Genomic DNA, 14,817 nt, shown 5'->3' with positions numbered 1-14,817 from the left:
GCTGCGCGGATATGGCAGACTGTCCGCTCGTGATCGAGATGCCGAACCGCGTGGCCGCCCCGGCCGCCGTCGGCATGCACTGCTGTTGTTGTCGTCGCTGACCCGTCCCTCGACGCTTCCGACGACCATCCCGGGCCGGTCGTGGCCCTTTCCTGACAGCAGGCAGCGATGTTCTCGAGTTCCACGCCCCTGAGCGGGCGCACCGTCCTCGTCCTCCACGCCCACCCCGACGACGAGGCGATCTTCACCGGCGTGACGATGCGCCGCCTGGCCGACGCCGGTGCGCGCGTCGTGCTCGTCACCGCAACCCTGGGCGACCTCGGCGAGACACACGTGCCGCTCGCGCCCGGCGAGACGACGGCGCAGCGCCGCGTGGCCGAGCTGGAGCGCGCCGCCGAACTGCTCGGCGTGCAGCGGCTGGTGCTCCTGGGGCGGCGCGACTCCGGCCTGCCCGGCGCCGCCGACAACGTCCATCCCGACGCGCTCGCCGTGGCCGATGTGGACATCGTCGCTCGCTGGGTGGCCGCGCTCATCGGGGAGGAGGGCGCAGAGGCGATCGTCCACGACGACGACCGCGGCATCTATGGGCATCCGGACCACCTGGCGGCGCACCGGATCGGCGCCGCCGCGGCACGGCTCACCGGCATCGCCAGCTACCAGTCCACCGTCGACCGCGACCACCTGCGCGCCGGGACCCACCTCGTGCAGGCGGCGGCGCGGGCGACGAGACAGGACTACGGAGTCGCCGGCGACGACGTCACGCTGCGGCTGGTCGCCAGCGCGGCCGAGCTGGAGCTCAAGCGCGCCGCCATCGCGGCCCACGCCAGCCAGGTGACGCCCGCGGCGATCCCGTCGGCCGGCTTCGACCTGGCCTACGGCCACGAGTGGTTCGTCCGCGACGGAGTCCCCGGCATCCTCGACGAGCTCGACGACGTCAGCGCGGTGGCAGCGGCGGTCTGACAGGGCCCATCACCAGGACTTTGCGCGCTTCACAAGGCTTGTGAGCATGGCGCGACACGAGATCTCGTGCTGAACGTGATCATTCAGAGGGCGGGGGAGGCGAGGCGAGCCAGGCGTCGACGCCGTCGAGGAGGCGCTTGCGGACGTCGGTGGGCGCGGCGGAGCCCTCGATGGAGCCGCGGGCGAGGCCGGCGAGCTCGGCGTCTTCGAAGCCGTGGACCAGCCGGGCGGTCTCGTACTGGTCGAGCAGACGCGAACCGAACAGCAAAGGATCGTCGGCGCCCAGCGCCACCCGCGCACCCGCCGACCAGACCGCCCGCAGCGGGACGTCGGCGGCCGTGGCGTACACGCCGAGGCTGACGTTGGACGCCGGGCAGACCTCCAGCGTGACGCCCGCGGCGGCGATCCGGTCCAGCAGCGCCGGGTCCTCGGCGGATCGGATTCCGTGCCCGAGCCGGTGGGCGCCGAGGTCGTCGAGGCAGGCCTGGGCGCTGTCGGGGCCGCGCAGCTCGCCGCCGTGCGGCACCGACAGCAGGTCGGCCCGGTTCGCGATGGTGAACGCCGGCGCGAACTCGGAGATCACGCCCCGGCGCTCGTCGTTGGACAGCCCGAACCCGACGACGCCCCGGCCGGCGTACTGGACGGCCAGCCGGGCCAGCGTCCGGGCGTCGAGCGGGTGGCGGGTGCGGTTGGCCGCGATGACGATGGCGACACCGACCCCGGTCGACGTCGACGCCTGGCCGGCCGCGTCGAGCACGAGGTCGGTGAACGCGGTGATGCCGCCCAACCGATTGCCGTAGCCGGACGGGTCGACCTGGATCTCCAGCCAACCCGAACCCTCCGCCGCCTCGTCCTGCGCCGCCTCGAGCAGCAGCCGGCGCACGTCGGCCTCGGTCCGCAGCACCGAGCGGGCGAGGTCGTAGAGCCGCTGGAACCGGAACCAGCCCTTCTCGTCCGCCGCGGACAGGACCGGCGGCCAGTCCTCGCGCAACGCCTCCGGCAGCCGCACGTCGTGCTCGTCGGCGAGGTCGAGCAGGGTCGAGTGGCGCATCGACCCGGTGAAGTGCAGGTGCAGGTGCGCCTTGGGCAACGCGCGCAGGTCACGGGCCCCGTGGCGGGCCGTGCTCGTGGTCTCGGACAGCGTCACGCGGTGAGCTCAGCCGAGCAGCCGCTGGATGCGCCCGACGCCCTCGGCGAGGTCGTCGTCCCCTAGCGCGTACGACAGCCGCAGGTACCCGCTGGGTCCGAACGCCTCGCCCGGCACCACCGCGACCTCGGCTTCGTCGAGGATGATCTCGGCGAGCTCGGCGCTGGTGGACGGGGTGCGGCCGGCGATGGTACGGCCCAGCACGCCCTTCACCGACGGGTAGGCGTAGAACGCGCCCTCCGGTTCCGGGCAGTAGACGCCGTCGATCTCGTTGAGCATCGAGACGATGGTCTGCCGCCGCCGGTCGAAGGCCGCGCGCATCGTCGCGACGGCGGAGAGGTCGCCGGAGACGGCGGCCAGGGCGGCCCGCTGCGAGACGTTGGCGACGTTGGACGTGGCGTGCGACTGCAGGTTGGCCGCGGCTTTGACGACATCCTTCGGGCCGACCATCCAGCCGACCCGCCAACCGGTCATGGCGTACGTCTTGGCCACCCCGTTGACGACGACACAGGTGTCGGCGAGCTCGGGCACGGCGGTGACGATGGACGAGAACGTCGCGCCGCCGTAGACGAGGTGCTCGTAGATCTCGTCGGTGAGCACCCAGATGCCGTTCTCGTACGCCCACCGGCCGACATCGCGGACCGCCTCGGGCGAGTACACCGCGCCAGTCGGGTTGGACGGCGACACGAACAGCAGCACTTTGGTGCGCTCGGTACGTGCGGCCTCGAGCTGCTCGACGGTGACGCGGTAGCCGCTGGTCTCGTCGGCAAGGACCTCGACCGGGACGCCGCCGGCCAGGCCGATGGACTCCGGGTAGGTGGTCCAGTACGGCGTGGGCAGCAAAACCTCGTCGCCGGGGTCGAGGATGGTGGCGAACGCCTGGTAGACAGCCTGCTTGCCGCCATTGGTGACGAGGACCTGCGCGGGCTGGACCTGGTAGCCGGAGTCGCGCGCGGTCTTCGCGGCGATGGCCTCCCGCAGCTCTGGCAGGCCGCCGGCCGGCGTGTAGCGGTGGTTCCTCGGGTCGCGGCAGGCCGCGACCGCCGCCTCGACGATGTAGTCAGGCGTCGGGAAGTCCGGCTCACCGGCGCCGAAGCCGATGACCGGGCGGCCCGCCGCCTTCAGCGCCTTGGCCTTCGCGTCGACCGCGAGCGTCGCGGACTCGGTGATCGAGCCGATGCGGGCGGAGACACGACGGCTGGTGGCGCCGGCGGGCGCGGGCGAGATCATGCCGTCCATCCTGGCATCACCCGACCGCGCCACGCCAAACAGTTCCCGAATCCGGACAAGCGACGACCCCGGCTGTGCTGGCCGACGCCAAGAGGTCAGCGACGCGAGCCGCTGACCGCTGCGTAGTACTGGCTGGACTCCGGCCGGTACAGCAGGTACAGGATGTAGGCCGCCAGCGCGATCTGCACGACGTTGACGATCAGGTTGAGGCCGCCGCCACCGCTCAGTGAGAACAGCGTGAACAGGATGTTCAGGCCTCCCAGGATCGTCGCCACCACGCGGGCCCAGGACTTGCCGGCCTTGTTCGCCGCCGCCATCCACAGCCACAGGCCCACGCCGATGAGCCCGACCACGATGCCGACGCCGATGGTGAGGTTGACCGCCGCGTCGATCTCGTCGGCCGAGAGGCTGCTATCGCTGTCCTCGACCGCGTCACGGATGGCGTCGCGGCTCAGGAACGTGAACAGCAGCAGTAGGCCCGATAGCACCGCGCCGACGTACATGAGCTTGGCGGCGGTGAGGATCTGCGCGGGTGGCTCGGGACGGGCCGCGGTGCTGGGGTCGCCCCAGCCGCCGGAGATGCCCTCGTTCGAGCCGGTCCAGGCCGGTGGCTGGTTCGGAGGTGGCTGGCTCGAGGGCGGCTGGCCGGCCGGTGCCCACGGTGGCGTCTGCGAGGCGCCCTGGTCGTCGCCCGGCTGCGCGAAGGGATTCTTCTCCTCGCCCGGGTCCGAGCCCGGGGGAGGCGTGGTGCCGCTCATAGTCGAGTCTCCATCGTGTGGACGGGTGCTTTCCTGGCTCCGCACCCTAGCCCTGCTCGCGCACCTGCGGCGATGGTTGTGCCGGGAGTGTTGACGCGTTGTTATCGCCGGTTCTCGCCGGACCGTCCGCCGGCGGCGAACCAGCGGCTCGACTCCGGCCGCCACAGCAGCCACAGCACGGCGGCGGCCACCGCGGCCATCAGGACGCTGGCGACGGTGGCGACGTTCAGCTCCACCTGGAACAGTGCCACCACGGTGGTAGTGACGTACAGGGTGCCGAATGCCGTCCCCGCCGCCCGGTACCACCGCCCGCCGCGCCGGCAGCCCCACGCGATGAGCAGCCACACCCCGGCCGTGAAGATCGCGAACGTCACGTAGCCGGCCAGCTGGCTGTCACTGGACATGGTGCCGGTGTCGCCGGACGAGGCCAGGGCGTCGCGGAAGGCGTCAGGGTCGATCACGCGCAGCAGGCCCAGCAGCGCGGCCAGGCCCGCGCCGGCGTACATGAGCCGTACCGCGAGGACGACGTCGTCCGGTGGCCCGTCGGCGTCGTCGCGGGGCAGGCCAGCCCCGCCCAGCGGTGCTCCGTCGTCGTCCTCGCCCGATGCCGCGGTGTCAGCCGTCCCGCCCATGATCGGTCTCCGTCTCCGCCCACCCCGTCTATGACGACCCTAGGCAGGTCGGACGGTGAGCGCTAGTGATCACCATCCACGCGACGGTGCCCATGCTCGGGGTGACGGTCGCGAGGTAACCTCGACGGCGTGGGGTTTCAACCGTCTCGGCAGCGAGTTCGACCCGGACGGGCACTACCCCGTACACTCTCTTCCTTGGGTGGTCGTCCGACCCCCGGCGCAAGCGCGCCCGCGCTCGTTCAACCGCCGGTGGTCACCGCTCGCCCGAAGGGCAGTAGCTCAATTGGTAGAGCACCGGTCTCCAAAACCGGCGGTTGGGGGTTCAAGTCCCTCCTGCCCTGCGCGGTCGCATCCTGCGGCCTGATCGACGACGGCGCCTGGCCCAGGCGGCGTACGAGCACACGAGCGAGGTAGCACGTGACGGAGACCAGCGGCAAGACCGCTACACCCGAGCGTCCCCGGCCGCCACGGCGCCGTGGGCCGTTCGCTCGGCTGTCGCTGTGGGTCCGCCAGGTCGTGGCGGAGCTGCGGAAGGTCGTCTACCCGACCCGCAAGCAGCTGCTCACGTACACCGCGGTCGTCCTCGTGTTCGTCGCGATCATGATCACGATCGTCTCCCTGCTCGACCTCGGTCTGGGCTGGGCGATGTTCGAGGTCTTCGGCTGAGTCGATCCGTGATCAGCCGCACCCAGGAGGAAGAAGCGCACAACGTGTCCGAGCACGAGTCGACCATCGACGATGTCGAGACCGGTCAGGAGCCCGCGGGCGCTACCGGTCCGACTGACGCTGCCGTCGAGGAGGCGGAAGCCCCGGCCGAGGACATCGACGCCGACGCTGCCGAGCCCGAGGAGAGTGACCCGCTGGCGGAGTTCCGGCGGGTGCTGCGGTCCAAGCCCGGCGACTGGTTCGTGGTGCAGACCTACTCGGGTATGGAGAACCGGGTCCGGGCCAACCTGGAGAACCGGATCGGCAGCCTCAACATGGAGGACTACATCTTCGAGATCGAGGTGCCCACCGAGGAGGTCGCCGAGATCAAGAACGGCCAGCGCCGCATGGTGAAGCGCAACCGCTTCCCCGGTTACGTGCTGGTCCGGATGGAGATGACCGACGAGTCCTGGTCCGCGGTCCGCAACACTCCGGCCGTCACCGGTTTCGTCGGGCACGCCCACCAGCCGATCCCGCTCGGCCTGGACGAGGTCGAGCGCTGGCTCGCGCCCCAGGTGGCCGAGCAGGCCAAGCCGGCCGAGGAGAAGAAGCAGGTCGAGGTGGTCGACTTCGAGGTCGGCGACTCCGTCATGGTCGTCGACGGGCCGTTCGCCACCCTGCACGCCACCATCAACGAGATCAACGCCGACTCTCAGAAGATCAAGGGTCTGGTGGAGATCTTCGGCCGCGAGACCCCCGTCGAGCTTTCGTTCAACCAGATCCAGAAGCTCTGACGCACCCGCGTGCTCCGTCCGGAGCATGCCGGGACAGCACCACCATCACGACAAGGACCCGAGGAATGCCAGCGAAGAAGAAGGTCGCAGGCCTGATCAAGCTCCAGATCCAGGCCGGCCAGGCGACCCCCGCACCGCCCGTCGGCCCCGCGCTGGGCCAGCACGGCGTGAACATCATGGAGTTCTGCAAGGCGTACAACGCGGCCACCGAGTCGCAGCGCGGCAACGTGATCCCGGTGGAGATCACGGTCTACGAGGACCGTTCCTTCACCTTCATCACGAAGACGCCGCCCGCGGCGAAGCTGATCCTGAAGGCCGCCGGCATCGACAAGGGCTCGGGCGAGCCGCACCGCGTCAAGGTCGCAAGCATCACCCGCGACCAGCTGCGGACCATCGCCGAGCAGAAGATGCCCGACCTGAACGCCAACGACATCGAGGCCGCCGAGAAGATCATCGCTGGAACCGCCCGGCAGATGGGCGTCACGGTCGCCGACTGAACCGGCCACCGCATCCGCGGTGACCAGTGGAAGGGCCAGCGCTCGGCCCACACCACGACTCCGAAACACAGGGAGAGATCATGAAGCGCAGCAAGTCCTACCGCGCCGCGGCGGAGAAGATCGACCGCGACCGGCTCTACAACCCGCTCGAGGCCGTCCGGCTGGCCCGCGAGACGTCGACCACGAAGTACGACGCCACCGTCGAGGTGGCACTGCGGCTGGGCGTCGACCCCCGCAAGGCCGACCAAATGGTCCGCGGCACCGTCAACCTCCCGCACGGCACCGGCAAGACCGCCCGGGTCCTGGTCTTCGCCGTGGGTCCCAAGGCGGAGGAGGCGAAGTCGGCCGGCGCGGACATCGTCGGCGGCGACGAGCTGGTCGAGGAGATCCAGAACGGTCGCCTCGACTTCGACGCCGTCGTGGCCACGCCCGACATGATGGGCAAGGTCGGCCGGCTCGGCCGGGTGCTCGGCCCGCGCGGCCTGATGCCGAACCCGAAGACCGGCACGGTGACCATGGACGTCGAGAAGGCCGTGTCCGACATCAAGGGCGGCAAGATCGAGTTCCGGGTCGACCGGCACTCCAACCTCCACTTCATCATCGGCAAGGCTTCGTTCACCGAGCAGGCGCTGGCCGAGAACTACGCGGCCGCCCTCGACGAGGTGCACCGGCTCAAGCCGGCGGCGTCGAAGGGCCGCTACATCCGCAAGGCGACGCTCACCACCACCATGGGTCCGGCCATCCCGCTCGACCCCTCCAAGGTTCGGACGGCGGAGTCCGCCGACGCATGACCGTGACACCGGTGCGCTGTTGCTGACGGCTCACCGACCGCCGACCGCCGCGACACAGCCTGGCTGCACGCGGCGGTCGGTTCGTCATGGACGCAGGTCGTGGTGCCGGTGACCCAGCTGCTGGACCGTTCGGTGCGGCGCGGGCGGAGCCTGCCGTCGGTGCGCCGCATCCCCGTCCTCGGCCGGTTTCTGACGTGGCTCACGCCCGACTACGGCGGCCTGATCGGCGCGGCGTGCTTCTTCTGCTGGTCGCTGACGCCGTCGCTGCTCCCGCGCACCTGGATCTACCAGGCCATGGTCAGCGGCCTCACCGCCACCATCGGCTACGCCCTGGGCTCGCTGATCGGCTGGGTCGTCCGGCTGGTGCTCCGCCGGGCGCGGCCGGGGCTGCTCGAGCCGTCACGACGGGTCCGGCTGGCGGCCTGGTGGGCGCTCGGTGGGACGGCGTCGGGCGCGGCCGCGTGGTACCTGACGTCGACCGCGGGCTGGCAGACCGAGCTGCGCACGCTCATGGGTATGGCGAGTCCGGGACCCAACCACTACCTGTTCATCCTGCTGGTGGCCGGCGCGATCTTCGTCGTCTTCCTCGCGGTGGGACGGCTCATCCGTGGCGCCTCGCGGCGGTTGCGCCGTTTCTTCGGCCGTTGGGTGCCGCCGCAGGTGGCGCTGGTCGCCTCGGTCCTGTGCGTGGGCGGGCTGACGTTCTGGTCCTGGACCGGCCTGCTCTACCCGAGCCTGCTCGGTGTGGCCAACGACGCCTTCGCCGCGGTCAACATGGAGACCGAGGCCGGCAACAACGCGCCCAGCAGCGCCACCCACTCCGGCGGCCCCGGCTCCCTGGTGACCTGGGATTCGCTGGGGCGCAAGGGCCGCGAGTTCGTCTCGTCCGGCCCCACGGTCCAGGAGCTGACCGCGTTCAACGGCGAGGTGGCACTCGACCCGGTGCGGGCCTACGTCGGCATGGACTCCGCGGAGACGCCGGCAGGGCTGGCCTCACTGGCGGTGCGCGAGCTGGAACGGGCCGGCGGGTTCGACCGCGAGGTGCTCGTCGTCGTCACCACGACAGGTACCGGCTGGGTCGACGGTGCGGCCGCCGACGCGCTGGAGTACCTCTACAACGGCGACTCGGCGATCGTCGCGATGCAGTATTCGTACCTGCCCAGCTGGATCTCGTTCGTCGCGGACCAGGAGCAGGTCCGCGTCGCCGGCGAGGCGCTGTTCGACGCGGTCCACGACGCTTGGCTCGAGCGGCCGGCGGCCGAGCGGCCGCGGCTCGTCGTCTACGGCGAGAGCCTCGGCGCCATGGGCAGCGCAGCGGCGTTCGAGTCCGTCGACGACCTGCAGTCCAAGGCCGACGGCGCGCTGTGGGTCGGTTCGCCCAGCCGGCACGACCTGCGCGGTTCCCTCACCGCCGAGCGTGACTCCGGGTCGCCGTCGCGGCTGCCCGTGTACGAGGGCGGAGCAGAGGTCAAGTTCTGGGGCGGCTGGCAGGAGCCACTGGACCTGGAATTCGACCCGGGCGTGCCGCCGGTGCTGTTCCTCCAGCACGCTTCGGACCCGGTGACCCTGTGGTCGTGGGAGCTGATGTTCAACCGGCCGGAGTGGATCGACGAAGAGCACGGTCCGGATGTCCTGCCCACCCTGGACTGGTACCCGTTCGTCACGTTCTGGCAGCTCACCGCGGACATGGCGCTGTCGGCGACGGTGCCGGCCGGCCACGGGCACAACTACGGCGGCGAGCTGGTCGACGCGTGGCTCGCCGTAGCGCCGCCCGACGACTGGCCCGCCTCGCGCACCGATGACCTACGCGAGAGGGTCCACTCCTTCCAGGACCAGCAGACCGGCCCCTTCGGCTGATCACACCCCTCTCCGCTGGAATGATCACGTTCAGCACGAAATCTCGTGTCGCACCAGGATTGCAAGCATGGTGCGACACGAGCTCTCGTGCTGAACGTGATCATTCCAGGGAGGGGCGGCGGGGCCGTGGCGGCCGATTTGGCGCGGGCCGGTGCGGGCCCGTATCATCGACGGTGCCAAAGACCGCCGGTCTCACGGTCGCTCGCCGATCGTGACGAAGGTCCCGCAGCCATGTGGGCGGCCCGCGCAGGTGAGAGTGAACGTCGACGTCGGCGGTTTTGCCGAGGTCACTGACGCCCCGCGCCTGCGCCGGGGCGTTTTCCATGTTCGCGGGCTCGCCGGCACCACCATCTGGAGAAGGAGCCGCATGGCGAGGCCTGACAAGGCAGCCGCGGTCGCCGAGCTGGCGGACGAGTTCCGCGCGAGCAACGCGGTCGTGCTGACCGAGTACCGCGGCCTCACCGTCAAGCAGCTGACGGAGCTTCGTCGGTCGCTCGGTGGGAACGCGTCCTACGCCGTGGTGAAGAACACGCTGACCAAGATCGCGGCCAAGGAAGCCGGGATCGACAGTCTCGAGCAGTACCTCAGCGGCCCGTCGGCCATCGCCTTCGTCAAGGGCGACCCGGTGGAGGCCGCGAAGGGCCTGCGTGACTTCGCCAAGGCCAACCCCGTCCTCGTCGTGAAGGGCGGCCTGCTCGACGGCGCGCCGCTCTCGAGCGACGAGATCACGAAGCTCGCCGACCTCGAGTCGCGCGAGGTCCTGCTGGCCAAGCTGGCCGGTGCGATGAAGGCGTCGCTGCAGAACGCGGTGTCGCTGTTCGCCGCGCCGCTGTCGCAGACCGCTCGCGTCATCGAGGCGCTGCGGCAGAAGGCCGAGGCGGACCCCAGCATCCTCGCGGGCGGAGCCGGCACGCCGGCCGCCGTCGCGGAGGAGCCCGCTGCCGAGGCCGAGGCGCCCGCTGAGGCGACCGAGACCGAGGCCCCTGCCGAGGCGCCGGCCGAAGGGACGCCGGCTGCCGAGGCGACCGAGACCGAGGCAGCCGCCGAGGCGACGGAGCAGAACGAGGGCTGACCCGGGGGTCGTCATACCCCGAGCCCGTACGACAACCGGCATCAGCCGACCACAGAAAGGAAAACCGCCACCATGGCGAAGCTCAACACCGAGGAGCTCCTGGACGCGTTCAAGGAGATGTCCCTCATCGAGCTCTCCGAGTTCGTGAAGAAGTTCGAGGAGACCTTCGAGGTCACCGCGGCCGCTCCGGTCGCCGTCGCGGCTGCCCCGCCGGCCGCCGGTGGCGCTGGTGGTGGCGAGGCCGCCGCCGAGGAGAAGGACGAGTTCGATGTCGTCCTCGAGGCCGCCGGCGACAAGAAGATCCAGGTCATCAAGGAGGTCCGCGCGCTCACCTCGCTCGGCCTCAAGGAGGCCAAGGACCTTGTCGAGGCCGCGCCGAAGCCGCTGCTGGAGAAGGTCAACAAGGAGGCCGCGGACAAGGCCAAGGAGGCCCTCGAGGCCGCTGGCGCCACCGTCTCGGTCAAGTGAGGCACTGACCCGGTCCGCGACCGCGCGTCAGCTTCGAACGGCCGGGTCCGGCATCCCTTCGTGGGTGCCGGACCCGGCCGTTTCCGTGTCAGCGGCCGTAGCCGGCTCTTGTCGATCACCGGCGCCCTGAGCGCGTGGTGGCACGCCGCGAAGGTCAAATTCTTGGACAACTGTTCGGCCACTCTCATCCGGGGCGTGACCAGGCCGGACGCGGTGACCAAGGGGAGAAATCGACCACATCGCGGGCGTCGGTGCTTGACGCGGGTGACCTCCTGACGAGATGCTGAGGTAGCACCGAGGTGGGAGATGCCAGGGAGAAAGACGGGCAGAGTGGCGTACCACTCGACAGCAGTGTGCCCTTTGGGTTAGACTGCAGCTTTGCGCTGCCCTTCGCCGATGCTGCCCGTGTGGGTTGAGGACCGCGCTTGCATTCCGACCGTGTGCCCTCGGAAGGACCCCTGTTGGCCGTCACGCCTACCACCACTGCTGGCTCTGTCTCGCGTCGTATCTCCTTCGCCAAGATTCGCGAACCCCTGGATGTTCCGAACCTTCTCGCCCTTCAGATAGATAGCTTCGATTGGCTGCTCGGCAACGAGCGCTGGCAGGCGCGTGTCGCCGCCGCCGAGGCCGAGGGGCGCACCGACGTCAACACCACGTCGGGCCTGCAGGAGATCCTCGACGAGATCAGCCCCATCGAGGACTTCTCGGCGACTATGTCGCTGTCGTTCTCCAACCCTCGATTCGAGGACCCCAAGAACAGCATCGACGAGTGCAAGATGCGTGACTTCACGTACTCGGCGCCGCTGTTCGTCACCGCGGAGTTCATCAACAACGAGACCGGTGAGATCAAGTCCCAGACGGTCTTCATGGGCGACTTCCCGCTCATGACCCCGAAGGGGACGTTCATCGTCAACGGCACCGAGCGGGTCGTCGTCTCGCAGTTGGTGCGGTCGCCGGGTGTCTACTTCGAGCGCTCGCTCGACAAGACCTCGGACAAGGACATCTACACGGCCAAGGTCATCCCGTCCCGGGGTGCGTGGCTGGAGTTCGAGATCGACAAGCGCGACATGGTCGGCGTTCGCCTGGACCGCAAGCGCAAGCAGAACGTCACCGTGCTGCTCAAAGCCATGGGCTGGACAAACGAGCAGATCCTCGAGGAGTTCGGCGACTACGAGTCGATGCGCGCCACCCTGGAGAAGGACCACACCACCACCCAGGACGAGGCGCTGCTCGACATCTACCGCAAGATGCGCCCGGGTGAGCCGCCGACGCGGGAGGCCGCCCAGCAGCTGCTCGAGAACGCCTACTTCAACCCCAAGCGCTACGACCTGGCCAAGGTCGGCCGCTACAAGCTGGGCAAGAAGCTCGGCCTGGAGCAGCCGCTGGACCAGAGCACGCTGACCATCGACGACATCATCGGCACGCTGCGCTACCTGGTGCGGCTGCACGCCGGCGAGGCCGAGCTCACCAACGGCGAGCTCACCGTCCCGGTCGAGGTGGACGACATCGACCACTTCGGCAACCGCCGGCTGCGCACGGTGGGCGAGCTCATCCAGAACCAGGTCCGCACCGGTCTGTCCCGGATGGAGCGCGTCGTCCGTGAGCGCATGACCACCCAGGACGTCGAGGCCATCACGCCGCAGACGCTGATCAACATCCGGCCGGTCGTGGCAGCGATCAAGGAGTTCTTCGGAACTTCCCAGCTGTCGCAGTTCATGGACCAGACCAACCCGCTGGCCGGGCTGACGCACAAGCGCCGGCTCTCCGCGCTGGGTCCGGGCGGTCTGTCGCGTGAGCGCGCCGGCATGGAGGTTCGTGACGTCCACCCGTCGCACTACGGCCGCATGTGCCCGATCGAGACCCCTGAGGGTCCGAACATCGGTCTGATCGGTTCGCTGGCGACCTACGGTCGCATCAACGCCTTCGGTTTCATCGAGACGCCGTATCGCCGGGTCGTCGACGGCCGGGTTACCGACGACATCGAGTACCTGAGTGCTGATGAGGAGGACCGCCGGGTCATCGCGCAGGCCAACGCGCCGCTGACCGACAACGGCGGCTTCGCAGAGGACAAGGTGCTGGTCCGCAAGCGTGGCGGCGAGATCGAGACGGTGCCGGGCGACCAGGTCGACTACATGGACGTGTCGCCGCGGCAGATGGTCTCCGTCGCCACCGCCATGATCCCGTTCCTGGAGCACGACGACGCCAACCGCGCGCTCATGGGTTCCAACATGCAGCGCCAGGCCGTGCCGCTGCTGCGCTCCGAGGCGCCGCTGGTCGGCACGGGCATGGAGTCGCATGCGGCCGAGGACGCCGGTGACGTCGTGCTGGCCGAGAAGAGCGGTGTGGTCACCGAGCTGTCGGCCGACTACGTCACGATCATGGCCGACGACGGCACGTACCAGACCTACCAGCTGGCGAAGTTCCGCCGGTCCAACGCCGGGTCGTGCATCAACCAGCGGCCCATCGTCGACGAGGGGCAGCGGGTCGAGGCCGGCCAGGTCATCGCCGACGGCCCGTCCACCGAGCTGGGTGAGATGGCGCTGGGCAAGAACCTGCTGGTGGCGTTCATGTCCTGGGAGGGTCACAACTACGAGGACGCCATCGTCATCTCGCAGCGGCTGATCCAGGACGACGTCCTCACCTCGATCAAGATCGAGGAGCACGAGGTGGATGCCCGCGATACCAAGCTGGGCCCGGAGGAGATCACCCGCGACATCCCGAACGTGTCCGACGAGGTCCTCGCCGACCTCGACGAGCGCGGCATCATCCGGATCGGCGCGGAGGTCACCAACGGCGACATCCTCGTCGGCAAGGTCACGCCCAAGGGTGAGACCGAGCTGACCCCCGAGGAGCGGCTGCTCCGGGCGATCTTCGGCGAGAAGGCGCGCGAGGTGCGCGACACGTCGCTGAAGGTCCCGCACGGCGAGTCCGGCAAGGTCATCGGGGTGCGAGTGTTCGACCGCGACGAGGGCGACGAGCTCCCGCCGGGCGTCAACCAGCTGGTCCGCGTCTACATCGCGCAGATGCGCAAGATCCAGGACGGCGACAAGCTGGCCGGCCGCCACGGCAACAAGGGCGTCATCGCCAAGATCCTCCCGGTCGAGGACATGCCGTTCCTCGAGGACGGCACCGCGGTCGACATGGTGCTCAACCCGTTGGGCGTGCCCAGCCGGATGAACCTCGGCCAGGTCATGGAGACCCACCTCGGGTGGGTGGCCAAGACCGGCTGGGAGGTCGAGGGCGACGACGAGGAGTGGAAGACCCGCCTGCGGGCCATCGGCGCCGGCGAGGCGCCGGCGAACACCAAGGTGGCTACGCCGGTGTTCGACGGCGCCCGCGAGGACGAGATCGCCGGCCTACTGGCCTCGACGCTGAAGACCCGCGACGACGCTCGCCTGGTGGGCGGCGACGGCAAGGCGCAGCTGTTCGACGGTCGGTCCGGCGAGCCGTTCCCGAAGCCGGTGGCGGTGGGCTACATGTACATACTCAAGCTCAACCACCACGTCGACGACAAGATCCACGCCCGGTCCACGGGTCCGTACTCGATGGTCACCCAGCAGCCGCTGGGTGGCAAGGCGCAGTTCGGCGGCCAGCGCTTCGGTGAGATGGAGGTCTGGGCTCTGCAGGCCTACGGCGCGGCGTACGCGCTGCAGGAGCTGCTGACCATCAAGTCCGACGACGTGCCGGGCCGAGTCAAGGTGTACGAGGCCATCGTCAAGGGCGAGAACATCCCCGAGTCGGGGATCCCCGAGTCGTTCAAGGTGCTCTTCAAGGAGATGCAGGCGTTGTGCCTCAACGTCGAGGTGCTCTCCAGCGACGGTTCCCAGATCGAGATGCGAGAGACCGACGAGGACGTCTTCCGCGCTGCTGAAGAACTCGGAATCGACCTGTCCCGGCGCGAGCCGAGCAGCGTCGAAGAGGTCTGACGGGTGGTGGGAGGCCGCCCTTCCGGCGCGGCCTCCCACG

Annotated in this window: 13 protein-coding genes and 1 tRNA gene; 10 read left to right on the top strand and 4 right to left on the bottom strand. The window is 69.6% G+C overall.

Annotation, left to right across the window (positions count from 1 at the left end; translation table 11 throughout):
* Positions 1–168: 168 nt before the first annotated feature.
* The gene (locus tag E1269_RS24300; protein WP_131899415.1) at positions 169–960 is read left to right on the top strand and encodes a PIG-L family deacetylase; all 792 of its coding nucleotides are present in this window, start codon (positions 169–171) and stop codon (positions 958–960) included.
* 79 nt (positions 961–1,039) lie between these two features.
* Here E1269_RS24300 and E1269_RS24295 read toward each other — a convergent pair whose 3' ends face one another.
* The 4 genes from E1269_RS24295 to E1269_RS24280 all read right to left on the bottom strand — a co-directional run bounded on the left by E1269_RS24295 (position 1,040) and on the right by E1269_RS24280 (position 4,727).
* Positions 1,040–2,107, bottom strand: coding sequence for an adenosine deaminase (locus E1269_RS24295; protein ID WP_203434022.1), 1,068 nt, complete (start codon positions 2,105–2,107; stop codon positions 1,040–1,042).
* Between the two features lie 9 nt (positions 2,108–2,116).
* Positions 2,117–3,346 (bottom strand): pyridoxal phosphate-dependent aminotransferase, encoded by a 1,230-nt coding sequence (locus tag E1269_RS24290; RefSeq protein WP_420810665.1) that lies wholly within the window; start codon positions 3,344–3,346, stop codon positions 2,117–2,119.
* Positions 3,347–3,432: 86 nt separating this feature from the next.
* Positions 3,433–4,095 carry a hypothetical protein gene (locus tag E1269_RS24285; RefSeq protein WP_131899411.1) on the bottom strand — a complete coding sequence of 221 codons (663 nt, stop codon included), beginning with the start codon at positions 4,093–4,095 and terminating at the stop codon, positions 3,433–3,435.
* A gap of 101 nt (positions 4,096–4,196) precedes the next feature.
* Complete coding sequence (locus E1269_RS24280) at positions 4,197–4,727, bottom strand: hypothetical protein (protein WP_131899409.1); 531 nt, start codon at positions 4,725–4,727, stop codon at positions 4,197–4,199.
* A gap of 268 nt (positions 4,728–4,995) precedes the next feature.
* Between E1269_RS24280 and E1269_RS24275 the strand changes: the two genes are divergently transcribed.
* The 9 genes from E1269_RS24275 (at position 4,996) to rpoB (ending at position 14,777) form a co-directional block, all read left to right on the top strand.
* Positions 4,996–5,068 (top strand) — tRNA-Trp (locus E1269_RS24275).
* Positions 5,069–5,144: 76 nt separating this feature from the next.
* Positions 5,145–5,393 carry a preprotein translocase subunit SecE gene (gene secE / locus E1269_RS24270; protein ID WP_131899407.1) on the top strand — a complete coding sequence of 83 codons (249 nt, stop codon included), beginning with the start codon at positions 5,145–5,147 and terminating at the stop codon, positions 5,391–5,393.
* 8 nt (positions 5,394–5,401) lie between these two features.
* The gene (gene nusG / locus E1269_RS24265) at positions 5,402–6,166 is read left to right on the top strand and encodes a transcription termination/antitermination protein NusG (RefSeq protein ID WP_239001011.1); all 765 of its coding nucleotides are present in this window, start codon (positions 5,402–5,404) and stop codon (positions 6,164–6,166) included.
* 65 nt (positions 6,167–6,231) lie between these two features.
* Positions 6,232–6,663: a 50S ribosomal protein L11 gene (rplK, locus tag E1269_RS24260; RefSeq protein ID WP_131899405.1), complete on the top strand. Its 432-nt coding sequence runs from the start codon at positions 6,232–6,234 to the stop codon at positions 6,661–6,663.
* A gap of 80 nt (positions 6,664–6,743) precedes the next feature.
* Positions 6,744–7,454 (top strand): 50S ribosomal protein L1, encoded by a 711-nt coding sequence (gene rplA, locus E1269_RS24255; RefSeq protein ID WP_131899403.1) that lies wholly within the window; start codon positions 6,744–6,746, stop codon positions 7,452–7,454.
* A 99-nt stretch (positions 7,455–7,553) separates the two neighbouring features.
* A complete protein-coding gene (locus tag E1269_RS24250) occupies positions 7,554–9,311 on the top strand; it encodes an alpha/beta hydrolase (protein ID WP_131899401.1) in 1,758 nt (585 codons plus the stop codon).
* A gap of 367 nt (positions 9,312–9,678) precedes the next feature.
* Positions 9,679–10,383 carry a 50S ribosomal protein L10 gene (gene rplJ / locus E1269_RS24245; RefSeq protein WP_131899399.1) on the top strand — a complete coding sequence of 235 codons (705 nt, stop codon included), beginning with the start codon at positions 9,679–9,681 and terminating at the stop codon, positions 10,381–10,383.
* 72 nt (positions 10,384–10,455) lie between these two features.
* A complete protein-coding gene (gene rplL / locus E1269_RS24240; RefSeq protein ID WP_131899397.1) occupies positions 10,456–10,851 on the top strand; it encodes a 50S ribosomal protein L7/L12 in 396 nt (131 codons plus the stop codon).
* Between the two features lie 461 nt (positions 10,852–11,312).
* Positions 11,313–14,777, top strand: coding sequence for a DNA-directed RNA polymerase subunit beta (gene rpoB / locus E1269_RS24235; protein ID WP_239001010.1), 3,465 nt, complete (start codon positions 11,313–11,315; stop codon positions 14,775–14,777).
* Positions 14,778–14,817: the final 40 nt, after the last annotated feature.

The organism is Jiangella asiatica (assembly GCF_004349065.1).
GTDB classification, from domain to species: Bacteria; Actinomycetota; Actinomycetes; order Jiangellales; family Jiangellaceae; genus Jiangella; species Jiangella asiatica.
Note: the sequence above shows the minus strand (reverse complement) of the source record. Positions and strands in the feature narration are given on the sequence as shown.